We start from the raw sequence: 22917 nt of genomic DNA, 5'->3' as shown, positions 1-22917 counted from the left end.
CCTTCCGCCTCGGACGCAAGCAGCTGCTCTCCAGCGCCTTTATTCCGCTGATCGGCGAAAAGCGTGCGGAGGGCCCGCTGGGCAAGTTCATTGACGGCCTGGCCATCTTCGCCACCATCTTCGGCACCGCCTGCTCCCTGGGCCTCGGCGCTCTGCAGATCACCTCCGGCCTTAAGGCCTCCGGCTTCGTGGACAACCCCTCCACCCAGCTCACCATCGGCATCGTCACCGTGCTCACCCTCGCGTTCCTGCTCTCCGCCATGTCGGGTGTGGGCCGTGGCATCCAGTGGCTGTCCAACATCAACATGGTCATCGCCGCGGTGCTGGCCATCTTCGTGTTCGTTCTCGGCCCGACCGTGAGCCTGCTCAACCTGTTCCCCTCCGCGATCGGGTCCTACCTGGACCAGTTCTTCCTCATGGCGGGCCGCACCGCGGCGAGCGCGGACGGCACCGCGGGCAGCTTCCTGTCCAAGTGGACCATCTTCTACTGGGCGTGGTGGATCTCCTGGTCGCCCTTCGTGGGAACGTTCCTCGCGCGCATCTCGCGCGGGCGCACCATCCGCGAGTTCTGCCTCGGCGTGCTGCTCGTCCCGGCTCTTCTGTCCACCATCTGGTTCGCCATCTTCGGCGGCACGGCGATCAAGTTCGAGCAGGAGGATCACTCGATCTGGGGTGACGGCGGCGCCGAGGAGCAGCTCTTCAGCCTGCTCCACGCCCTGCCGGGCGGCTACATCATGGGTGTGTTCGCCATGATCCTGCTGGGCACCTTCTTCATCACCTCCGCCGACTCCGCCTCGACCGTGATGGCCTCCATGTCCCAGAACGGCAAGACCGACGCCAAGCCGTGGCTCGCCGCGATCTGGGGCCTGGGAACCGCCTTCGTCGGCCTCACCCTGCTGGTTGTCGGCGGCGAGGACGCCCTGAGCTCGTTGCAGTCCGTGACCATCGTGGCGGCGACGCCGTTCCTGTTCATCCTGGTGGCGCTGATGTTCGCCTTTGTCAAGGATGTCTCCAACGACACGATCTACCTGGACAAGAAGGAGCACGAGCGCTTCGCCCGCCAGCTGGCGTTCGAGCGCCGCCTCCACCGCGAGCAGCGCGCCCGCGACGAGCGCCGGCGCCAGATCCGCCAGCTCGTCCACCCGCGCGAGGCGCGCAACCAGGACTAACTGACGCTCAACCGCGCCACCCACGCGGCGGGAACGCGCTCCGGCGTTACCCGCTGCGTTTTTTGTTCCCCGGCGAACTCCCGACGCCGTCGGATTTCGGGCGGCGGGCGCAGGGCACTTGCCGGGTGGCGTGCCCGTTGGGGTCGTAATTTATGCTTGGGGCATGACTTCTCCTGAGACAGCTCAACCGGGGCAGAACATCCTCGTGTGCGTCGCCTGGCCGTACGCCAACGGCCCGCGCCACATCGGACACGTCGCGGGATTCGGCGTCCCCTCGGACGTGTTCGCCCGCTACCAGCGTATGGCGGGCAATAACGTTCTCATGGTCTCCGGCACCGACGAGCACGGCACCCCGCTGCTGGTGCAGGCGGACAAGGAGGGCGTGACCGTCAAGGAGCTCGCCGACCGCTACAACCGGCAGATCGTCTCCGACCTCGCCGGCCTGGGCCTGTCCTACGACCTGTTCACCCGCACCACCACGCGCAACCACTACGCGGTGGTGCAGGAGCTGTTCAAGGGGCTCCACGCCAACGGTTACATGGTGAAGGAGACCACCAAGGGCGCGATCTCCCCGTCGACGGGCCGCACCCTTCCGGACCGCTACATCGAGGGCACCTGCCCGATCTGCGGCGCCACCGACGCGCGCGGCGACCAGTGCGACACCTGCGGCAACCAGCTCGACCCCGCCGAGTTGATCAACCCCGTGTCCAAGATCAACGGGGAGACACCCGAGTTCGTCGAGACCGAGCACTTCATGCTCGATCTGCCCGCGCTTCACGACGCCCTCAAAGCCTGGCTGGAAACCCGCGAGGACTGGCGCCCCAACGTGCTGAAGTTCTCCCTGAACCTCCTCGAGGACATGCGCCCCCGCGCCATGACCCGCGACATCGACTGGGGCATTCCCGTCCCCGTCGAGGGCTGGGAGGACAACCCCTCGAAGAAGCTCTACGTCTGGTTCGATGCCGTGATCGGCTACCTCTCCGCCTCCATCGAGTGGGCGGCGCGCTCCGGCGACCCGGACGCGTGGAAGACGTTCTGGCAGGACCCGCAGACCCGCGGCTACTACTTCATGGGCAAGGACAACATCACCTTCCACTCGCAGATCTGGCCTGCGGAGCTGCTGGGCTACACCGGCAGGGGGGCGAAGGGCGGTCAGACGCACGCCTTCGGCGAGCTCAACCTGCCCACGGAGGTCGTCTCCTCGGAGTTCCTCACCATGTCCGGCTCCAAGTTCTCCTCCTCCAAGGGCGTGGTCATCTACGTCAAGGACTTCCTGGCGGAGTTCGGTCCCGACCCGCTGCGCTACTTCATCGCCGTTGCCGGCCCGGAGAACAACGACACCGACTTCACCTGGGACGAGTTCGTCCGCCGCGTGAACAACGAGCTGGCCAACGGCTGGGGCAACCTGGTCAACCGCACCGTGGCCATGGCTCACAAGAACTTCGGGGAGGTCCCCACCCCGGGCGAGCTGAGCGAGTCGGACAAGGCGATCCTCGGGCTCGCCGAAACCACCTTCACCGCGGCGGGCGAGGAGCTCGGGCGCGCAAAGTTCAAGAACGCCGTCACAAAGATCATGCACGTGGTGGGGGAGGCCAACGCCTACATCGCGGAGCAGGAGCCGTGGAAGCTGGCCAAGGACGAGGCGCGGCGCGAGCGCCTGGCCACCGTCCTGTGGACCGCACTCCAGGTGGTCTCGGACTGCAACGCCATGCTCACCCCCTTCCTGCCGCACACCGCCCAGCGCGTCCACGAGACCCTCGGGCGAACGGGTGAGTGGGTCGCCGCGCCCCGCGTCGAGGAGGTCACCGACGACGCGGACTTCGACCTCGTCGGCGCCGGCCTGCCCGGGAAGGGTCAGACCTACCCCGTGATCACCGGCGACTACGCCTCCCAGCAGGCGGTCTGGGCCCGCGTCGATGTCACCCCCGGCACGCCGCTGGAGAAGCCGAAGCCGCTGATCGCCAAGCTCGACCCCGAGCTCGGCGAAACCGGCCCCGAATGGGCGCGCGTGCAGTAGCACAGGGGGGTGTCGGGGACCGCGGCACGCCCCGCTAGGGTGCGTGGGGTGCCTGTCATTCTTCTTTTCCTGGCCGTGGTCACCGCGGCGATCAACCTCCGCGCGGGGATGGCCTCCGTCGGCGCAGTGCTTGACGACGTCATTGCCGCCTACGGAGCACCCGCCTCCCTCGGCGGCGTCATCACCGCCCTCCCGGGGCTGCTCTTCTTCGTCGTCGGGCTGACCGCCGTGCCGCTGGCGCGCCGGGTCGGCCTGACCCCGACGCTCATCGGTGCGGCCGCGGCGGCCACGCTGGGGTTGGCGCTGCGCCCCTTCGCTCCGAACATCTCGCTGTTCATCCTCGCCACGGTGGGGGTCGCCGGCGGCATCGCGTTGGCCAACGTCCTGCTCCCGGCGTGGATCAAGCAGTACGGCGGGAGGAACATAGTGGCGCTGACCACGGTGTACTCCGTGGCGTTGTCCCTGTCCGCGGCAATCGGCCCGCTCAGCGCTCTCATCACCGATTCATGGCACGTCGCCCTGGGCGTGTGGTCCCTGGCGGCCCTGGTGCAGCTGGCCGTGTGGGTGGTGGCGGGGCGCTACGTGGGCGTCGACAAGCCCCGCGAAACGGCGGTTGCGGGCGACGGGCCGCAGAAGCGGATCTACCACTCGCGCACGGCTGTTGCGCTGATGTTCTTCTTCGGGCTGCAGTCCATGAACGCCTACATCCAGATGGGGTGGCTGCCCTCGATGTTCGTGCAGCAGGGCGTGTCGGGCTCCACCGCCGCGCTGGGGCTGGCGCTGATCGGGCTCATCGGTGCCGGCGGCGGGCTGATCCTGCCGACGGTCATCGCCCGTGCCCGCACTCTCGCCCCGCTGGTTCTCGTCTTCGGTGCGCTGACCGCGTCGGGTTACCTGGGTGTCCTGCTGGCTCCCGCCGCATCCCCGATCCTGTGGAGCGCGCTGCTGGGCCTGGGCGGGTGGTGCTTCCCGCTCGCCATCGCACTCATGCCCGCGCGCACGCGCAGCGCCATGGGCACGGCGCGGCTGGCCGGGTTTGTCCAGCCGGTGGGTTACGTCCTCGCCGCGGCCGGGCCGCTGCTCGTTGGCGTGGCGTACGGGACGCTCGGGTCGTTCCGCCCGATTCTGCTCACGCTCATTGTTCTGGCCCTGGTGATGGGCTGCCTCGGCGTGGTGGCCTCCCGGCGGGTGTTCATCGAGGACGAGCTCTCGGCGTAGGAGGCGGGGCGCGGTGTGCGCTGGTGTGACGGCGCGGTGTGCGCGGTACCGCAAACCGGTAAAACTAAACCGGTAAAACCCCTGTTCGCCGATTCGGGGGTGGGCATCCACCTGGTGTTTTACCGGTTTAGTTTTACCGGTTTGTGCCCGGGCCTCGCCTCCACGCCCCGGGCCTCGCCTCCACGCCCCGGCCCCGTCGTACTTGCGTAGCCCCGCGGCCGGGGGCAACACTGGTGGGTATGCAGCACGCGGACGACGGTTCCGGCTTGGAGTACCAGGACATCGCCTACGACCACTTCGTGCGCGCCCGCCAGGGTTCCCTGGAGATGGAGCTGCCGCGCAACGGAGGAGAATTCGAGCTCGAACCCACGGAGCGCCGCCTCATCTCCACCAGCTCGCACTTCTTCCTCTCCACGGTCACGGGCACCGGATGGCCCTATGTCCAGCACCGGGGCGGCCCGGCCGGCTTCGTCCACATCCTCGGCCCCACCCGGCTCGGGTGGCTCGAGTTCGCCGGCAACAGGCAGTTCGTCAGCACGGGCAACGTGGACCGGGACGGGCGCGTGTGCCTCTTCTTCATTGATTACCCGACGCGCTCGCGTCTCAAGGTTTTCGGCACCGCCCACATCGTGGAGCGCGACGATGACCCGGAGTTGATGGAGCGCCTCCGCCGGGTCGACGGCGGCGGGGAGATCCGCAGCTCGTTCCAGCGGGCAATGCTTGTCGACGTCACCGCGACCGACGCCAACTGCGCCAAGTACATCACCCCGCGGCACACGCGCGAGCAGGTGGAGGAGCGCATCGACCTCTACCGGCGCGACATCGACGAACTGCGCGGGCGCGTCGCCGAGCTCGAGGGCGAGCTCGTCGCGCTGCGGGGCGATCACGCCGGGTCCTAGGCAGCTCCCACGCAGCTGACTAGGAGAGGAACTGCGTGACAAAGGTGGTGAGCTTGCCCGGTTCATCGTCCTCGAAGCGGCTGTCCACGACGACCAGCGGAGCGGTGTACTTCTCGTCCGGCGCGCCGACACCGCGGGCGACCACCAGGTCGGTCCCGTAGTCGTCGGCAAGCATGCGCCACGCGAAGCCGTGGTCGCGCACCAGCGCCTCGCCGAGTGCGGTGCCGAAGATGCGGGCGGTTTCGCCGCGGGGGAAATCGCGGCGCAGGTCGGCGTCGCGGGTGAGGTACTCGGTGAGGACGTCCTCGAAGGTGGCCGCGATGGCGTCGACACCGCCGTTGATCCCGCGGCCCGCCGCCTCGGCGAGGTCGGCCTCGATGCGGGTGCGGGTGGCGTCGCTGATTTCTGAAAAAGCCATGGCCCAACAATAGGCTTGGACGGCATGTCGAAGAAGAAACCGCGCCCCACCCCGATCCCCGCAGACCCGATCCCCGGGCTTGTCGACGCCCACACCCACCTCGCCTCCGTCGGCGCGATCACGCCTGAGGAGGTCGACGAGCTGGTGACCCGCGCCGTGGAGGCGGGCGTGGAGCGCGTCTGCACGGTCGGGGACGGCCTGGACGAGGCGGAGCTGGCCCTCTCGGCGGCGCAGGGCAACGAGCGCGTGTTCGCGGCGTGCGCGATCCACCCGACGCGCGCGGGGGAGCTCGACGAGGCCGCGAAGGCGAGGCTTGCGGAGATGGCCGCGGATCCGTGGTGCGTGGCCATCGGCGAGACGGGCATCGACACCTACTGGATCAGGCACGACCCAGAGAACACCGCACCGCTCGACGTGCAGGAGGAGGCCCTGCGCTGGCACATCCAGTTGGCGGTGGACACCGACCGCGCCCTGATGATCCACAACCGCGAGGGGGACCGGGAGCTGCTGCGCATCCTCGCCGATTCGCCCGCGCCGCGGGAGGTGATGCTGCACTGCTTCTCGTCACCGATCGATGTCGCCCGCGAGGCGATCGAGCGCGGTTACGTGCTCTCGTACGCCGGCAACGTGACGTTCAGGCGCAACGAGGAGCTCCGCCAGGCGGCCGCCCTCGCCCCCCGCGGCCAGCTGCTGATCGAGACGGACGCGCCCTACATGACCCCCGAGCCGCACCGCGGCGCGCGAAACGAACCGGCGCTGATCGGCCATACCGCGATGGAGGTGGCGCAGGCCCGGGGAATGGAGGTGGAGGACCTCGCCGCGGAGGTCTACGAGACCTTCAACAGGGTTTTCGGGCTGGAGTAGCACCCCGCCCCGGGGTGGGAGTGAAAAAGGTCACATCACAGTTTGCGCAGGTCAGATGAGCGTTCAGGGGCGGGGAGTTCCGTTTGTGACGATTGTGACCGTCCCCCGCGCGGCGGGCTGGCCTTGTACAGGGGGGCGGCGTATCTTTAACGCAATCGTGATGAAATCGAGACTTTTGGGGTTCCAGCTTTATGTCCGCTAAGCGCATTAACAAGACCACTTCCGCCACCAAGCGCCTCGCCGCGGGTGGCGTGGCGGGTGCGGTCCTCGTCGGTGGCGCCGCTACGGCTGCCGCTGCATCCAAGGACGTCACCGTCGACGTCAATGGCCAGACCACCACCGTCCGGACCTTCGCCTCCGATGTCAACGGCGCCCTCCAGGCCGCCGGTGTGACCCCCGGGTCACAGGACCTCATCTACCCGGCACCGGGCGAGAAGCTCGCCAGCGGGGAAACCGTCACCGTCCGCACCGCGAAGCCGGTCGCCCTCGTCGTCGACGGCGCCGAAAAGCAGCTCACCTCCACCGCCGTCACCGTTGCCGACCTCATCGGTGAGGCCGGTGTCACCGCTGCCGCCTCCACCGATGTCGACCCGGACCAGCCCGTCACCGACGGCATGACCGTCGACGTGACCACCCCGAAGATCGTCTCCATCAACGACGGCGGCAACATCGTCTACACCTCCGCCGCGAAGAAGACCGTCGCGCAGCTCCTCGCCGACCGCGGCGTCACCGTCGACTCCAACGACCGCCTCAACGTCCCGCTGGACGCCCCGGTCGGGGAGAACATGGAGATCCGCATCGACCGTGTCGAGACCTCCGACGTGCTGGATACCGTCGAGTTCGATGCCCCGGCGAACTACGTCGACGATTCCAACCTCGACCAGGGCTCCGAGGAGGTCCGCGAACCGGGCGTGAAGGGCGAGAAGAAGATCACCCACCGCACCACCTGGGTCAACGGGAAGATCGAGTCCACCCAGACCGTGGGCGAGAAGGAGACCCGCGCCGCAAAGCCGGCCACCGTCGCCCGCGGCACCAAGGCGGCCGTGCACACCGCCGCCGCCAAGGGTGCCGTCGCTCCGTCCGTCGCCGGCGGATCCGTGTGGGACTCCATCGCGGCCTGCGAGTCGGGCGGGAACTGGTCCACCAACACCGGCAACGGCTACCAGGGCGGGCTCCAGTTCGACCAGTCCACCTGGGCCGCCTACGGCGGAACCGCCTACGCGCCGACGGCCGATCAGGCCTCCCGGGAGCAGCAGATCGCCATTGCCGAGAAAACCCAGGCCGCCCAGGGCTGGGGCGCGTGGCCGGCCTGCACCGCCAAGCTGGGTCTGCGCTAGGACTTCGGCGCGGAACCCGGGCCGAAGGCCACGCCCGGCACCGCACCTCCTGAGCGGGGCACGCGCGTCCGTGGGGTGCCTGTGCCCCGCTGCTAACGTATGTGGGCATGACTGACGCGCATCTGCTGGGCCCCGTGGAGATCCGGGAGCTGGCGCAGGAACTGGACGTGGTGCCCACCAAGAAGCTGGGCCAGAACTTCGTCCACGACCCCAACACGGTGCGCCGGATCGTCGCCGCGGCGGACCTCACCGCCGACGATGTCGTTGTCGAGGTCGGGCCGGGCCTCGGGTCGCTCACCCTCGGCCTCGTCGACACCGCGCGGCGCGTGATCGCCCTCGAGATCGACCCCCGCCTGGCCGGGTGCCTGCCGCGGACGGTGGGTGAGCGCGCCCCCGGGTACGCCGATCGTCTCACCGTCATCCACACCGACGCCCTCCGCGTCACCCGCGCCGACGTCGCGGCCGCGGCGGGTGAGGGTGCCGAGCCCACGGCCCTGGTGGCCAACCTGCCCTACAACGTCTCGGTGCCCGTCCTCCTGCACCTCCTGGAGGAGTTCCCCACCATCCGCCGCGTCCTGGTGATGGTGCAGAAGGAGGTGGCGGACAGGCTCGCCGCGGAGCCGGGCTCGAAGATCTACGGCGTGCCCAGCGTCAAGGCGTCCTTCTACGGGGAGGTCTCCCGCGCGGGCGTGATCGGCAAGAACGTCTTCTGGCCGGCCCCCAACATCGAGAGCGGGCTCGTGCGCATCGACGTGTCGGACGTTTACCCGAGGGAGACGCGCGGCGCTGTCTTCCCGCTTGTCGACGCCGCCTTCGCCCAGCGCCGCAAGACGCTGCGCTCGACCCTGGCGGGGGTCTACGGTTCACCCGCCGCGGCTGAGGAGGCCCTCCGCGCCGCCGGCATCGACCCCGGCCTGCGCGGGGAGAGGCTCTCCGTCGCTGACTTCGCGCGCCTGGGAGCCGGCCGTGCGCACTGAGTTCGGGGCCTCCGCGCCGGGCAAGGTGAACCTGCACCTCGGGGTGGGGGAGGCGCGCAGCGACGGGTACCACGAGCTGGTGACGGTGTTTCAGGCGGTGGGGCGTCGTGAAGCGGTGCGGGTGCTCGTGGAACCGGAGATGGTCCCCGTCGCCGAGGGCTCGGTGGTGGCGGGCATGAGCACCTTCTTCGGGGTGTCGGAACCGGCCGAGGATATCGACACCCCGCGCAACCTCGCGTGGCGCGCCGTCGACGCCGTCGTGGCCGAGTACCGGCGGCTGTACCCCCGCGCGGCCGTTGAGCTGCCGCAAGCGAGGATCGTGGTGGAGAAGAACGTGTTCGTCGCCGGGGGAATGGCGGGCGGCTCCGCCGACGCCGCCGCGGCCCTGGCCGCCGCCAACGACTACGTGGCGCACTTCGGCCACGCCCCCCTGGACCAGGACACGCTGCTGCGCCTCGCCCGCTCCCTCGGGGCGGACGTGCCGTTCTGCCTGCTCGGGGGGACGGCCCTCGGCACGGGGCGCGGGGACGAGCTCGTCGAGATGCTCTCGCGCGGCGAGTACCACTGGGTCTTCGTCAACCCCGGCGTCGGCCTGCCCACGGGGGAGGCGTTTTCGCTTCTCGACGACCTGCGCCACGATAACCCCTCGCTGGTCCCGCGCCTGGACACGAAGGCGCTCTCCCGCGCCCTGCTCTCCGGTGAGCCGGACGCGTTGGCGGCGGCGATGCACAACGACCTCGAGGCGGCGGCGCTGCGGATGCGCCCGCAGCTGGCCGCGCTGCTGCGCACGGCCGGTGAGGCGGGGCTGCGCGCGATCGTCTCCGGCTCCGGGCCGACCGTCGCCGTGCTGTGCCGCGACGAAAAGCACGCGGGCCGGGTCCTCGGGGAGCTGCGGGGCGAATTCCCCGCCTACGAGGCCTTTGCCGCCTCCGGGCCGGCGCGGGGGGCGGAACTCATTTAGCTGCCCCTCGAACGTGTGGTCGATACATGTCCGGCGGGTGCGCTAGCGTGTTGATCGTTTCTACCGGACGGAAAGAGGGGGAGAGATGGACCGGCACGACGCGGCGCCTGATGCGGCACCCAATCCGGTGTCCAATCCGGCGCGGGATTCGGCGCTCACTGGCGCCCTGCGCAACTGGCTCGACGGGAACACGGGGGGCCTGGGCCAGGTGGTTGACTACGCTCCGGCCGCCGGGCCCCCGCTGCCCGTCGGCGGGCCGGCGCCGCGGCGCAGGCGCAGGCGGGCGGTGTACATCCCCACGCGCGAGGCGCTCATGCGCGAGGAGTTCGTGGCCGTGGACTTCGAGACGGCCAACCGCGTCGGCGGGGCCTCGGCGTGCCAGGTCGCCCTGGTGAAGGTACGCGCGGGCGAGGTCGTCGGCGCGATCACCACCTACCTCCGCCCTCCTGAGGAGCACATCCGCTTCGAGTTCAGCCACATCCACGGCATCTACCGCGGCGACGTGGAGGATGCGCCCTCCTGGTTCGACATCGCCGACGAGGTCCACGCCTTCGTCGGCGCGCTGCCGGTGTACGCCCACAACGCCACCTTCGACGCCTCCGTCTGGCGTGGCCTGGACCGCTACTACGCCACGGGCACGTTCCCCTCCGAGTTCTACTGCACCTGCCGCACCGCGCGGCGGCTCCTGCCGCAGCTGCCCAACCACACTCTGCCCACGGTGGCCGGCTACTGCGCGCCCGGGTTCGCCCTCCAGCACCACCGGGCCGACTCGGACGCGCTGGCCTGCGCCCACATCGTCGCCATGTTCCAGCGCACCTCGTCGCTCAACCGGCTTCTGGACTGAGCGAGGGCCGCCACCGCCTACTATGGGGGTCCTATGGCTAACCTGATCAATCTCGAAAACGTCTCCAAGACCTGGGGGCTGAAAACGCTGCTCGACGGCGTCTCCCTCGGTGTCCAGACGGGGGACCGCATCGGCATCGTCGGCGTCAACGGCGGCGGCAAGACCACCCTCCTCGAGGTCCTCACCGGGTTGGAGAAGCCCGATGCCGGGCGCGTGTCGCACAACTCCGACCTCCGCCTCGCGGTGGTCACACAGCGCTTCGACCTGGACGACGAGCTGACCGTCGGGCAGGCCGTCGTCGAACCGCTCGGGTTGCAGACGTACGAGTGGGCCTCCAACGCCAAGGTCCGCGAGGTCCTGCAGGGTACGGGAGTCGTCGGGCTGGGCCTGGACACCCGCGTGGGCAACCTCTCCGGCGGCGAGCGCAGACGCGTCAACCTCGCCGCGGCGCTCGTTCAGGACCTCGACCTCGTCGTCCTCGACGAGCCCACCAACCACCTCGACGTCGAGGGGGTGCAATGGCTCGCCGACCACCTCCTCTCCCGCAAGGTTGCGGTCGTGGTGGTGACCCACGACCGCTGGTTCCTCGACACTGTCGCCAGCCTCACCTGGGAGGTCCACGACGGCACCGTCGACGTCTACGAGGGCGGATACAACGACTGGACCTTCGCGCGGGCCGAGCGCGCCCGCCAGGCCGACGCGATCGAGCAGCGCCGCCAGAACCTCGCCCGCAAGGAGCTGGCCTGGCTGCGCCGTGGCGCGCCGGCGAGGACCTCCAAGCCGCGCTACCGCATCGAGGCGGCGGAGGCGCTGATCGCCGACGTCCCCGCACCCCGCGACACCGTCGAGCTCATGGCGTTTTCCCGCCAGCGCCAGGGCAAGGTCGTCATCGACCTGGAGGATGCGCGCATCGACGCCCCGGACGGGCGCGCACTCGTCGACCACCTCACCTGGCGTCTCGCACCGGGGGAGCGCATCGGCCTCGTCGGGGTCAACGGCTCCGGCAAGACAACGCTCCTCCGGACCCTGGCGGGGGAGTACCCCCTCTCCGCAGGTAGGCGGGTCCAGGGACAAACCACCCGCATCGGGTGGCTGCGCCAGGAGCTCGACGACCTCGACCCCACCCGCCGCGTCATCGACGCCGTGGAGGACGTGGCCAACTACGTCCAGATGGGCAGCCGCGAAATCTCCGCGGCCCAGCTCGCCGAGCGCCTCGGCTTCTCCCCGAAGCGCCAGCGCACCCCCGTCGGGGACCTCTCCGGCGGCGAGCGCCGCCGCCTGCAGCTCACCCGCGTGCTCATGTCGGAGCCCAACGTCCTGCTTCTCGACGAGCCCACCAACGACCTCGACATCGACACCCTCCAGGAGCTCGAGGACCTGCTGGACAACTGGCCCGGCACCCTGGTGGTCATCTCCCACGACCGCTACCTCATCGAGCGCATAGCCGATACCACCTACGCGCTGTTCGGGGACGGCACGCTGACCAACCTCCCCGGCGGCATCGGGCAGTACATTGAGCGCCGCGCCGCGGAGGAGGCGGCCTCCGGAACGCTCGATCTCGGGGAGGGGCGCGCGGACAGGGGCGTCGACAAGCGCCCCGCGATGAGCTCGCAGGAGGAGCGCGAGCTGCGCAAGAGGATGAACGCCCTGGAGCGCAAGATCGCGCGGGCGGAAGAGCGCTCTGGGCAGCTCGAGGCCGACATCGCCGCGAAGTCCGCGGCCGCCGCGCCCGATTTCGAGGCCATCGGGGCGGCGACCCGGGAGCTCGGCGCGATCCGGGCGGAGCGCGACGAGCTGGAGATGGAGTGGCTCGAGCTGGGGGAGGCGCTCGAGGGGTAGCGGGTAACACCGGCCCCGGGACGGGATGGGTGAATCGCCGGGTGTGCTCTACTATTTTTCAGGTCACATCTAACTTCACACTGAAAGGGGTGCCACAGTGAGTGCTCCCACGCCCCACGGCCCCAATCCGGTTGCCGGGAACACCGGCGGCTCCACCGCTGCAGCCGACGCCACGGATGCCCGCACCACCGGCTCCGACACCTCCGCCGCCCCGCGGGGGGTCGGCCCCGCCCTCGGCGCGGTCTTCCTCATGGCCACCTCGTCGATCGGCCCGGGCTTCCTTACCCAGACCTCGGTCTTCACGGTCCAGATGGGCGCCGCCTTCGCCTTCGCGATTCTCCTGTCGATCCTCGTCGACATCGCCATCCAGCTCAACGTGTGGCGCGTCCTCGGCATCTCGGGCCTGCGGGCCAACGAGCTGGGTAACCGCGTGCTCCCGGGCCTCGGCTGGGTCATGGCGGTGCTGGTGTTCATCGGCGGCATCGTGTTCAACATCGGCAACATCGCGGGCACCGGCCTGGGTGCGAACGCCATGCTGGGCGTCGACGCGAAGATCGGCGGTGGCGTCTCGGCCGCCATCGCGATCTTCGTCTTCCTCTCCAAGCGGGCCGGTGTCGCCCTCGACCGCATCGTCATCGCGCTCGGCGCCATCATGATCCTGCTCATGCTCTACGTCGCCATCGTCTCCCAGCCCCCGGTGGGCGAGGCGCTGAAGCAGACGGTGCTGCCGGAGAAGGTCGACTTCCTCGTGATCACCACGCTGATTGGCGGCACGGTGGGCGGCTACATAACCTTCGCGGGCGTGCACCGCCTCATCGACTCCGGCAACAGCGGGGTGGAGAACCTGAAGCAGATCAGCAACTCCTCCATCCTCGGCATCGTCGTCATCGGCATCATGCGCATCCTGCTCTTCCTCGCCGTGCTCGGCGTGGTCTCCTCGGGTGTCGCGCTGGCGAAGGACAACACCGCCGCCGATGCCTTCTTCCACGCCGCTGGCGAATTCGGCCTGCGCGCCTTCGGTCTCGTCCTCTGGGCGGCCGGCCTGTCCTCGGTGATCGGGGCGTCGTACACTTCGATCTCCTTCATCACCACCCAGGCCACCCCGGTGCGCACCCGCAACTGGCTCACCGTCGGCTTCATCGCCGCGTGCACCGTGCTCTACCTGCTCCTCGGCAAGGCCCCGCAGACGCTGCTCATCTTCGCCGGCGCCTTCAACGGCCTCATCCTGCCGATCGGTTTCGCCGTGGTGCTCTGGGCCGGGTGGCGCCGCCGGGACCTGCTGCAGGGGTACACCTACCCCAGGTGGCTCCTCGTCATCGGCGCTGTCGTCCTAGTCATCACCATCTACATGGGCGCACGTTCCCTGTCCAGCCTGACGGCCCTCTGGAGCTGACCGGCCAGCTATCCGGAATAGACTCGGGGCATGATCAGCGCCCCGAACCCCGCCGCCTTCACCCCCTCCGAAGCCCGCGCGTTCTGCCGCGACAACAACGTCGCCACCACCGCGGGCTTTTCCCGCGGTTACGCCCAGGCCAACCTCATTGCGGTGGACAAGAGGCACGCCTTTGACTTCCTGCTCTTCGCCCAGCGCAACCCCAAACCCTGCCCGATCCTCGGGGTTCTCGAACCGGGCCAGCTGAGCTCCGAACTCCTCCCGGACGGGGACATCCGCACCGACATCCCCGCCTACCGCATCTTCCGCCGCGGCGAGCTCGTCGACGAGGTCACCGACGCCACCGGGTACTGGACACCCGACACCGTCGCCTTCCTCATCGGCTGTTCCTTCACGTTCGAGCAGGCGCTTATCGACGCCCACGTCCCCGTCGCCCACATCGACCAGGGACGCAACGTCCCGATGTACATGACCGACATCGACTGCCGGCCCGCGGGCGTGTTCTCGGGCAAGATGGTGGTCTCCATGCGCCCGATCCCCGCCCGACAGGTCGCTGACGCGGTCCGCGTGACCTCGCGCTACCCGGCGGTGCACGGCGCCCCGGTTCACGTCGGCGACCCCGCCGCCATCGGCATCGCTGACCTCTCCGCCCCGGACTTCGGGGAAGCCGTGGATATCGCTCCGGGCACCATCCCGGTTTTCTGGGCGTGCGGGGTGACACCGCAGTCGATCGTCATGAGCTCCAAGCCGGAGCTGGCCGTGTGCCACTCGCCGGGGAAGATGCTCGTCACCGACATACGCGACAGTTTTTACCAGGTGCCGTAGGGTTCAGGCGCGCGAAACACCGGTGCCCCACGCGGGGGCACCGGGGCGTGCGCGGGGCGTCGTCACGCGACGCCGCGGGCGGCTAGGAGATCGTCGCGATGGTTGCGTTCGCACGGACGCGTTCGCCCTGCGCGGCCGTAAGCGAGATCTTTCCGTCGCGCGGGGCCTTGACCGTGGACTCCATCTTCATCGCCTCGACGGTGGCGATGGCCTCTCCGGCGGCTACGGTGTCGCCGTCGGAGACGAGCCACTCGACGATGGTCGCCTCGTACTTGCTGGTCACGGCGTTGTCAGGGGTCTCCGCGGCGGTGCCGGAGGAGTCCGCGGCCGGGTGCGCCGGGCCTCCGGCGCCGAGCAGCGCCGCGGGGAAGCCGACGGTGTGCAGGCGGCCGTCGATCTCGACGACCACCTGGGTGCGCTCGTCGTAGAGGTGCTCGATGTCGGCCACGTTGTGCTTCTCGGAGGGCGAGTAGTTGTGGTCCACCCAGTCGGTGTACACGCCCAGGGAGTCCCCGGTGAGCTCGGGTGAGGAAACCATGTCGCGGTGGAACGGCAGTACGGTGCGCACACCCTCGATGGCGAATTCCCTCAGCGCCTGGCGGGCGCGGGTGATGGCGGTGTCCCGGTCAGGGCCCCACACGATGAGCTTGCCCATGAGGGAGTCGTAGTAGGCCGGGATGGTCGTGCCGGTGCGCACACCGGTATCCACGCGGATACCGGGCCCGGTGGGCACGTCGAAGCGGGTGATGGTTCCCGGCGCGGGGGCGAAGCCGTTGGTCACGTCCTCGGCGTTGATGCGGAACTCGAAGGCGTGTCCGTTGACGGCCGGGTCGCAGTCCCCGCCGCCCCTTGCGAAGGAGAGGGGTTCACCGGCGGCGACGCGGAACTGCTCCGCGATAATGTCCACGCCCGTGACGGCCTCGGTGACAGGGTGCTCCACCTGCACGCGGGTGTTGACCTCGAGGAAGGAGACGGTACCGTCCTCGGAGACGATGTACTCCACGGTTCCGGCGGAGACGTAGCCCGCCCGGCGGCAGATGGCGCGGGCGCCCTCCTCGATGCCGCGGCGCTGCTCCTCGGTGAGGAAGGGCGCCGGCGCCTCCTCGATGAGCTTCTGGAAGCGCCTCTGCGTGGAGCAGTCACGCGTACCCAGCACGGCGACGTTGCCGTGGGTGTCGGCGAGGACCTGGGCCTCGACGTGGCGCGGGTGGGTGAGGAACTTCTCCACGTAGCACTCGCCCCGCCCGAAGGCCTCCCGGGCTTCGCGGCCGGCGGAGTTGAAGCCCTCCTCGATGTCCTCGACATCGAAGACGACCTTGAGGCCCCGCCCGCCGCCGCCGAACGCGGCCTTGATGGCGATGGGCATGCCGTGCTCGGAGGCGAAGTCGCGGGCCTCCTCCCAGGTGGTCAGCGGTTCTGAGGTGCCGGGGGCCAGGGGAGCGCCGACATCGACGGCGACCGCGCGGGCCGCGAGCTTGTCTCCGAGCAGCTCGATGGACTCCGGCGACGGCCCGATCCAGGCCAGGCCGGCTTCCTGGACGGTGCGGGCGAACCCGGCGTTTTCGGAGAGGAAGCCGTAGCCCGGGTGGACGCAGTCGGCGCCGGCGCGGTGGGCGACGTCGATGAGCGCGGGGATGTTCATGTAGGTCTCGGCGGAGGTCGTGCCGGGCAGGAGGTAGGCCTCGTCGGCGATCTGGGTGTGCAGGGCGCCGGTGTCGGGCTCAGAGTAGACGGCGATGGAGCGAATGCCGAGGTCGCGGGCGGTGCGGGCGATGCGCACGGCGATTTCCCCGCGGTTGGCGATCAGTACGGCGTTGAAGGTCATCAGTGCAGTCCTTACAGGGGGTAGAGCTCGAAGCGGATCTTTCCGCCGGGCGGGAGTTGGGCGGCGATGTCGACATCCTCGTTGACGACGGTGGCGATCACGGGGTAGCCGCCGGTGACGGCGTGGTCGCGCAGGAAGACGACGGGTTGGCCGGAGGGCGGGATTTGCACCGACCCGGCGACCATCCCCTCGGAGGGCAGCTCACCCTCGCGGCTGCGCTCGATCGGGGTGTCGGTTTCCAGGCGCAGCCCGACGCGGTTGGAATCGAAGGCCACAGTGAAGGTGGTGGACAGGAACGCCTCGATCGCCTCCGCGGAGAACCAGTCGTCGCGGGGGCCGAGCACGCAGCGCACCACGCCCACGGTCTGTCCGCCGACGCGCTCGACGCGGAGGGGGTTGCTCAGCAGCGCGTTGGCGGACTGCGGCGGGGTGAGCGACATGGAGATGGTGTCACCCTGCCGGATCGGCACGGGTCCGAGCCCGGAGAGCATGTCGGTGGCGGCGGAACCGAGCTCGGTGTCGGCGATGAGCCCGCCGCGCACGGCGACGTAGCTGCGCATGCCGGTGCGCTGCGGCGCGACGAAGAGCTCGGCACCCGCCGGTACGATGACGGGCGTGGCCAGGGGGACGGGCCGGCCGGAGACCGTCACGTTGGTCTCGGCACCCGTGACGCACACAACGGTCTCCGCCAGGGCCGCGAGAGTGAGCCCGCCGACGTTCTCGAGGAGCGTCGCGTTGCGGTGGTTGCCCACCGCCGCGTTCGCGGTGCGCGCCGAGGCACGGTCGCTCGACCCCGAGGTGGTCACACCGAGGTTTCCGTTGCCCTGCCGCCCGAGGTCCTCGTAGAGGGTCTGCAGCCCGGGGTCGTTGACGGTGAAGATGGGTCGTCGCGGCGGCCGGTCGAGGTGGAAGTGGCTCGGGGACTCATCGTCCGCCAGCTTGTCGACGGCCACGTAGCGCACCCGGTCGCCCGGTGCGACCAGGGCGGGCGGGGTGGCCGCGGAGTCCCACATCGGGGTGCGGGTGGTGCCGATGAGCTGCCAGCCCCCCGGGGAGGTCCGCGGGTAGATGGCGGAGAACTCTCCCGCCAGGGCGACGGCGCCCGCGGGCACCTCGGTGCGCGGGCTGGAGCGGCGGGGGACGGACAGGGCGGCGGAGGGGTCCGCGGGAACGCAGTAGGTGAAACCCGGGGCGAAACCGCCGAAGGCGGCGACCCACGTGGTGGAGGTGTGCCAGTCGATGAGCTGCGCGGGGGACATGCCGAGGCTGCGGGCCAGCTCGTCGACGTCCGAGCCGTCGTAAAGCACCTCGATCTCGATGTCGCGGGGGGTGGGGCGCTCGGCGGCCCCGGGCCGGAACCCGCGGAGGATGTCGATGGCGGCGGTGGTGGCGATCGGGGAGTCGAAGGTGACCAGCACCGTGCGCGCGGCGGCGACCACGTCGGTCTGGTGCTCCAGCGGGGAGGCGGTGAGGGCGGCGTGCCAGTCCATCACCGCGGCCAGGTCGGGTAGATCGACGATGAGCGCGCGGGTGCCCACGCGGCGCACGTCTGCGGTGGCGGGGGCGGTCACAGGAAGCTCCGGATGGAGATGCCCTCGTCCGCCAGGCGCGCCACCACGCTGCGCGTCAGCTCCACGGAGCCGGGGGAGTCCCCGTGCACGCACACGGATTCGGCAGCGACCTTTACCTCGGTGCCGTCGACGGCGGTGACGGAACCGGTGGCGGCGACCTGGAGGACGCGCGCGGCCACGGCGGCGGGGTCGTGCATTACCGCGTTGGGCTCGCGGCGCGAGACGAGCGTGCCGTCGGGGTTATACCCGCGGTCGGCGAAGGCCTCGCGGATGACGCGCAGGCCCGCCTTCTCGGCGATGCCCACGGCGACGCTGCCCGGCAGCAGCATGACCGGCAGGTTCCCGCCGAACGCCTTGATGCCGTCGACGACGGCGCGGGCGTGCGCCTCGTGGTGGACGATGGTGTTGTAGAGCGCCCCGTGGGGCTTGACGTAGCGCACCTCCGTCCCGTTGGCCCTGGCCAGGGCGTCGAGGGCGCCGATCTGGTAGAGGACCTCGTCCGCGAGCTCGGCCGGGGCGTAGTCGACGAAGCGCCGTCCGAAGGCGACCGGGTCGTGGTACGCGGGGTGCGCGCCGACCGCCACCCCCGCGCCAGCTGCGGCTGCGAGGGTGGAGGCGATGGAGTGCGGGTCTCCGGCGTGGAAACCGGTGGCCACGTTGGCGCTGGAGACCATGGTGAGCATGGCGGCGTCGTCGGCGACGGGGTTGCCCGCGGTGGTCTCGCCCAGGTCCGCGTTCAGGTCAATGGTTGTGCTCACGGTGTGCACCCTTCCTCGAACAGGATGGGGCACGGGCCGTCATCGCCCGCGCCCCACGTGGTTGATACCCCATTTATACCGTGGGTGCCGCCCTCGCCCGCTATCGTGAGCCGGCCCCGAGCCCCCGCCCGGCCTCCGCCCCGCGCGGTGCCCGCCCCGCCGGGGCGGTGGCGCCCGCGGGTAGCCTGGTTCGCATGATTCTCATCAACGTCAGGTTCCTGCCCAAACCCGAGCACGCGGAGAACTTCCGCGAGCTGGTCGACGAATTCACCCGGGCCACCCGCGCCGAGGACGCCTGCCTCTTCTTCGACTGGTACCGCAACGAGGACAACCCGGGCGAGTACATCCTCATCGAGGGTTTCCACGATGACGGCGCCGAGGCCCATGTCAACTCCCAGCACTTCAAGGATGCCGCCGAGCTTTTCCCGACCATCCTCACCGAGACCCCGCGCATCATCAACACCACCATCGAGGGCAAGACGGAGTGGGACGAGATGGCCGAGTTCCGGGTCGACTAAACAGCGGGTGGGCACCGCGCGCCCCGGCCAAGGTAGCGTTGGGTGACATGAGCGAGGACAAGACCAAGAAGCCACAGAAGCCGCCGAAGCTGTCCAAGAAGGCGTACGAAAAGGAGCTTCTGCGCCTGCAGGCCGAGCTCGTGGACATGCAGCAGTGGGTCGTCGAGACCGGCGCCCGCCTAGTCATCGTGATGGAGGGCCGCGACGCTGCAGGCAAGGGCTCGGCCATCAAGCGCATCACCCAGTACCTCAACCCGCGCACCTGCCGTGTCGAGGCGCTGCCCGCCCCGACGGAGCGCGAGCGAACCCAGTGGTACTTCGCCCGCTACATCGAGCGCCTGCCCGCCGCGGGCGAGATCGTCATCTTTGACCGCTCCTGGTACAACCGCGCCGGCGTGGAGCGCGTCATGGGCTTCTGCACCTCCCAGGAATACCGCCGCTTCCTCCACCAGGCCCCGATCGTAGAGCGGCTCCTGGTCGAGGACGGGATCATGCTGCGAAAGTACTGGTTCTCCGTCTCCGACGAGGAGCAGTACAAGCGCTTCCAGTCCCGCCTGGAGGATCCACTGCGCCGCTGGAAGCTCTCACCGATGGACCTGGAGTCCATCACACGCTGGGAGGAGTACTCCCGCGCCAAGGACGAGATGTTCGTCCACACCGACATCCCCTCGGCACCCTGGTACACCGTCGAGAGCGAGGACAAGAAGCGCTCGCGTATCAACGTCATCGCGCACCTTCTGTCCACCGTCCCCTACGAGCGCGTGAAGCAGGACCTCCCGGAAATCCCCGAGCGCCCCGAGGGCGACGATTACCAGCGCCCGCCCCGCGAGGAGTTCAACTACGTGCCCGACGTCGCCTCCAAGCTCGAGAAGAAGAAGGGCAAGAAGGCTTAGCGACGCCCCTTCACCCCTTCGGGTAACCCCTCGGCGTGGACACCGTGGGATCGCGCGGGATCCAGAAGCGCAGGGGGGCGTCGGCGTTCTTCGAGATGCCGATGCGCGGCCCGCACACCCACTCCGGCTCCTCCTCGCGCATGGTGAGCTGGACCGGCGTGCCGTTGTCCTCGAGCGTGAGCCCGAGCGCCTGCCCGAGGTTCCCCGGCCCCCGGGCGAGGTTCTCGTGCGGGATGAGGGCGCGCTCGGGGCGCTGGCGCCGCTCGCGGGCGAGATCCTCGCCCGCGATGACCTCCCCGCCGCGCATGAGGCAGCCCTGGCCCTCGCCCTCCGGGGCGCAGACGATGTTCCCGTTGTGGTGGATGCCGTAGGAGAAGTAGACGTAGAGCCGGCCGGGAGGGCCGAACATGGCGGCGTTGCGGGCTGTTTTGCCCCTGAAGGTGTGGGCGGCCGGGTCGTTGCCCCCCATGTAGGCCTCCACCTCCGTCAGGCGCACCGTCACCCCGTTGTGGGTGACCAGGCACCCCAGGAGCTGCGGAGCGACGATGTCCGCGGTGTCGGTGAAGTCGATCATGGAAAAGCCAGCCACCTTTCTCTGCGTCAAACGGCGTACCCGGCCACTGTAGGCGGGCCGGCGGGAACCCGGGCACTCGGGTTCATCGCCGTCTCACTGGCTGATGACGCTGCTGCGGCGTTCCAGATCGCGGAAGACGTTCTGGTTGTGGGTGAAGGCGTCCTTCGCGTGTGCGATCAGCTGGTCGCGTTCCGCGGGGGTCAGCTCGATGGAGTCGAGTGCGCGGCGGTAGGCGCTGCGGAACGGGGGAATCTTGCCCACGGTGGAGAAGTCGTAGAAGTGCAGGCCTTCGTTGTCCAGACCGTACGCGGTGTAGAGCATCCGGGCGATGACCTGGCCCCCGGCGATGTCGCCCAAGTAGCGGACGTAGTGGTGGGCGACGACGGCGGGGGCGTCGTCAGGCCCAAAGCTGTCCAGCGTGGCCGCGTAGGCAAGGGTGGACTCGGTGGGGGAGATGCGCTCGCGCCAGTCGGGCCCGATGAGGTGGGCGAGATCCGCCTCGAGGGCGGGGACGCGCTCGAGGCGGCTGTCCGCGAAGGCGGCGACGGCCGGCTCGGAGGAGAGGCGGCGCACAGCTGCCTCGAGGGCGGTGTAAATGAACCAGTACTGGGCGGTGAGGTCGATGACCTCCTCGCGGCCCAGCTTGCCCTCGACGAGGTCGGCCATGAAACGGGTGCTCTCGGCGTCACTGTGAGCGGAGGCGGTCTCCTCGCGCAGGGCGGTGGACAGGGGGCTGAGTACGGATGTCGCGGTCATGGGATCCTCCGGTTGGGAGTAGGTAAGGCTTACCTAAGGTTAGGGACTGTACAGGGGCTCAACAATCAACCGAACGGTTGATCCCGGGCGCGCGGCGCGTGGTCTGTGCCACACTGGCTCGCATGACTACTCCGAACGCAACCCCCACCGCCCCCGTGACCACGCAGGTCATCAATGCCACGGGTGTCATCACCCTCGACCGCCCCAAGGCGCTGAACTCCCTCAACCAGGAAATGGTCACGCGCATCACGGACGCGCTGAACGCCTGGCGCCACGACAACTCGATCGAGCAGGTCATCATCCGCTCCTCCGGCAAGCACTTCTGCGCCGGCGGTGACGTCCGCGCGGCCCGGGAGGGGATCCTCGACGGGCGCGCCGATGAGGTCGACCGCTTTTTCGCGGAGGAATACGCGATGAACCTCGCCATCGCGAGGTATCCGAAGCCCTACATCGCCCTGGTGGGCGGGGTTGACATGGGCGGGGGACTGGGAGTGTCCGCCCACGGTTCGCACATGGTGGTGGCGGAGGATGCCTTCGCCTCCATGCCCGAAATGAACATCGGTTACATCACGGACGTCGGCATGAGCTGGCGCCTGCAGAACATGAGTGCGCACCCCTCGCAGGGGCTCGGCACCTTCCTCGCCCTCACCGGGTACCGGATGACCCCCGACGACATGCTGGCCACCGGCCTGGCCACCCACAAGGTGGCCTCTCTCGACGGGTTGGCCGAGCGCATCGCGGAGGAGGGGCTCGGCATCCTCGACGAGGTTGCGCTCGCCCCGGGCGAGTCCGGGCTCGCCCGGTGGTTCGAACAGGCGGACAGGGTTTTTGTCGGTTCATGGGGCGAGATTCGACGCCGGTTGGAGGAGAGCCCCGAACTGGCCGATCTGAAGGAGCTGACGGACGAGCTCACCGCCCAGGCGTCGCCCTCGTCTCTCGTGGCGGCCGCGGAGCTGATGCAGGCCAATTCGGCGCGGGACCTCTCGGGCTCGCTGGAGAACGAGCGCGTCCTCGGTGCGATGGTCTCGCGGGAGCCGGACTTTGCGGAGGGTGTGCGCGCGGTGCTGAAGGACAAGACCAACGACGCCTCCTTCGCCCCCGAGCCCGGGACCGACAAGTACCGGGCAGTGCTCTCCTAACGGGGGGAGCGCGGCGGTCCCCCCGTCGCGCCCGCTTCAGCCATAAATAATTCTCCGAACAGGCATTCCGATAGAATGAGGGGCGTATGCGCACCCCCGGTTCGCGCGTTCAATGTTCGGAT

The 22917-nt window shown here is 69.5% G+C and carries 21 protein-coding genes; 15 read left to right on the top strand and 6 right to left on the bottom strand.

The genetic code is table 11. The features are described 5' to 3' along the window. The 4 genes from B3611_RS10125 to B3611_RS10110 all read left to right on the top strand — a co-directional run. The coding region (locus B3611_RS10125; RefSeq protein ID WP_291314952.1) for a BCCT family transporter at positions 1-1169 on the top strand (1169 nt) is incomplete at its 5' end. A 163-nt stretch (positions 1170-1332) separates the two neighbouring features. Then, positions 1333-3186 (top strand): methionine--tRNA ligase, encoded by a 1854-nt coding sequence (gene metG, locus B3611_RS10120; protein ID WP_291314951.1) that lies wholly within the window; start codon positions 1333-1335, stop codon positions 3184-3186. Between the two features lie 48 nt (positions 3187-3234). Next, positions 3235-4404, top strand: coding sequence for an MFS transporter (locus B3611_RS10115; RefSeq protein WP_291314950.1), 1170 nt, complete (start codon positions 3235-3237; stop codon positions 4402-4404). 239 nt (positions 4405-4643) lie between these two features. Further along, positions 4644-5303, top strand: a complete 660-nt coding sequence (locus tag B3611_RS10110; protein ID WP_291314949.1) for a pyridoxamine 5'-phosphate oxidase family protein — start codon at positions 4644-4646, stop codon at positions 5301-5303. A gap of 19 nt (positions 5304-5322) precedes the next feature. Here the strand turns inward: B3611_RS10110 and B3611_RS10105 are convergent, their stop codons facing one another. Then, positions 5323-5721, bottom strand: coding sequence for a DUF3806 domain-containing protein (locus B3611_RS10105; protein WP_291314948.1), 399 nt, complete (start codon positions 5719-5721; stop codon positions 5323-5325). Positions 5722-5745: 24 nt separating this feature from the next. Here B3611_RS10105 and B3611_RS10100 point away from each other — a divergent pair, with 24 nt between their 5' ends. The 8 genes from B3611_RS10100 to B3611_RS10065 all read left to right on the top strand — a co-directional run bounded on the left by B3611_RS10100 (position 5746) and on the right by B3611_RS10065 (position 14761). Then, the gene (locus B3611_RS10100; protein WP_291314947.1) at positions 5746-6585 is read left to right on the top strand and encodes a TatD family hydrolase; all 840 of its coding nucleotides are present in this window, start codon (positions 5746-5748) and stop codon (positions 6583-6585) included. 191 nt (positions 6586-6776) lie between these two features. Continuing rightward, positions 6777-7922: a resuscitation-promoting factor gene (locus tag B3611_RS10095; protein ID WP_291314946.1), complete on the top strand. Its 1146-nt coding sequence runs from the start codon at positions 6777-6779 to the stop codon at positions 7920-7922. A gap of 107 nt (positions 7923-8029) precedes the next feature. Then, positions 8030-8899 (top strand): 16S rRNA (adenine(1518)-N(6)/adenine(1519)-N(6))-dimethyltransferase RsmA, encoded by an 870-nt coding sequence (rsmA, locus tag B3611_RS10090; protein ID WP_414646333.1) that lies wholly within the window; start codon positions 8030-8032, stop codon positions 8897-8899. Continuing rightward, on the top strand, positions 8889-9860 hold the full coding sequence (locus tag B3611_RS10085; protein ID WP_291314944.1) for a 4-(cytidine 5'-diphospho)-2-C-methyl-D-erythritol kinase: 972 nt from the start codon (positions 8889-8891) through the stop codon (positions 9858-9860). Before rsmA ends, B3611_RS10085 begins: the two co-directional genes overlap by 11 nt. Positions 9861-9945: 85 nt before the next feature. Further along, entirely contained in the window at positions 9946-10704 is a 759-nt protein-coding gene (locus B3611_RS10080) for a 3'-5' exonuclease (protein ID WP_291314943.1), read from the top strand. Between the two features lie 33 nt (positions 10705-10737). Then, positions 10738-12543: an ABC-F family ATP-binding cassette domain-containing protein gene (locus B3611_RS10075; RefSeq protein ID WP_291314942.1), complete on the top strand. Its 1806-nt coding sequence runs from the start codon at positions 10738-10740 to the stop codon at positions 12541-12543. A gap of 250 nt (positions 12544-12793) precedes the next feature. Continuing rightward, positions 12794-13936: an NRAMP family divalent metal transporter gene (locus tag B3611_RS10070; protein ID WP_291314963.1), complete on the top strand. Its 1143-nt coding sequence runs from the start codon at positions 12794-12796 to the stop codon at positions 13934-13936. Between the two features lie 30 nt (positions 13937-13966). Further along, positions 13967-14761: a putative hydro-lyase gene (locus B3611_RS10065; RefSeq protein ID WP_291314941.1), complete on the top strand. Its 795-nt coding sequence runs from the start codon at positions 13967-13969 to the stop codon at positions 14759-14761. A gap of 82 nt (positions 14762-14843) precedes the next feature. Here B3611_RS10065 and B3611_RS10060 read toward each other — a convergent pair whose 3' ends face one another. From B3611_RS10060 to B3611_RS10050, 3 genes are read right to left on the bottom strand one after another with little or no spacing between them, the layout of a single operon-like run. Further along, entirely contained in the window at positions 14844-16586 is a 1743-nt protein-coding gene (locus B3611_RS10060) for an acetyl/propionyl/methylcrotonyl-CoA carboxylase subunit alpha (protein ID WP_291314940.1), read from the bottom strand. 11 nt (positions 16587-16597) lie between these two features. Next, positions 16598-18157 (bottom strand): carboxyltransferase domain-containing protein, encoded by a 1560-nt coding sequence (locus B3611_RS10055; protein WP_291314939.1) that lies wholly within the window; start codon positions 18155-18157, stop codon positions 16598-16600. Beyond that, positions 18154-18915 carry a LamB/YcsF family protein gene (locus tag B3611_RS10050; protein WP_291314938.1) on the bottom strand — a complete coding sequence of 254 codons (762 nt, stop codon included), beginning with the start codon at positions 18913-18915 and terminating at the stop codon, positions 18154-18156. The genes B3611_RS10055 and B3611_RS10050 overlap by 4 nt, the downstream gene beginning before the upstream one ends. Before the next feature lie 194 nt (positions 18916-19109). Between B3611_RS10050 and B3611_RS10045 the strand changes: the two genes are divergently transcribed. Continuing rightward, complete coding sequence (locus B3611_RS10045; RefSeq protein ID WP_291314937.1) at positions 19110-19433, top strand: putative quinol monooxygenase; 324 nt, start codon at positions 19110-19112, stop codon at positions 19431-19433. Between the two features lie 47 nt (positions 19434-19480). Next, the gene (gene ppk2 / locus B3611_RS10040) at positions 19481-20326 is read left to right on the top strand and encodes a polyphosphate kinase 2 (RefSeq protein ID WP_291314936.1); all 846 of its coding nucleotides are present in this window, start codon (positions 19481-19483) and stop codon (positions 20324-20326) included. Positions 20327-20336: 10 nt separating this feature from the next. Here the strand turns inward: ppk2 and B3611_RS10035 are convergent, their stop codons facing one another. Both B3611_RS10035 and B3611_RS10030 read right to left on the bottom strand, forming a co-directional pair. After that, on the bottom strand, positions 20337-20900 hold the full coding sequence (locus B3611_RS10035; protein WP_291314935.1) for a DNA-3-methyladenine glycosylase: 564 nt from the start codon (positions 20898-20900) through the stop codon (positions 20337-20339). Positions 20901-20993: 93 nt separating this feature from the next. Then, positions 20994-21656 (bottom strand): heme oxygenase (biliverdin-producing), encoded by a 663-nt coding sequence (locus B3611_RS10030; RefSeq protein ID WP_291314934.1) that lies wholly within the window; start codon positions 21654-21656, stop codon positions 20994-20996. Positions 21657-21778: 122 nt separating this feature from the next. On the opposite strand from B3611_RS10030, the gene B3611_RS10025 reads away from it, so the two are divergent. Next, on the top strand, positions 21779-22795 hold the full coding sequence (locus B3611_RS10025; protein ID WP_291314933.1) for a 3-hydroxyisobutyryl-CoA hydrolase: 1017 nt from the start codon (positions 21779-21781) through the stop codon (positions 22793-22795). The last annotated feature ends 122 nt before the right edge of the window (positions 22796-22917 follow it).

It is taken from the genome of Corynebacterium sp. UBA2622 (genome assembly GCF_002339505.1).
Classification (GTDB): Bacteria; Actinomycetota; Actinomycetes; order Mycobacteriales; family Mycobacteriaceae; genus Corynebacterium.
Note: the sequence above shows the minus strand (reverse complement) of the source record. Positions and strands in the feature narration are given on the sequence as shown.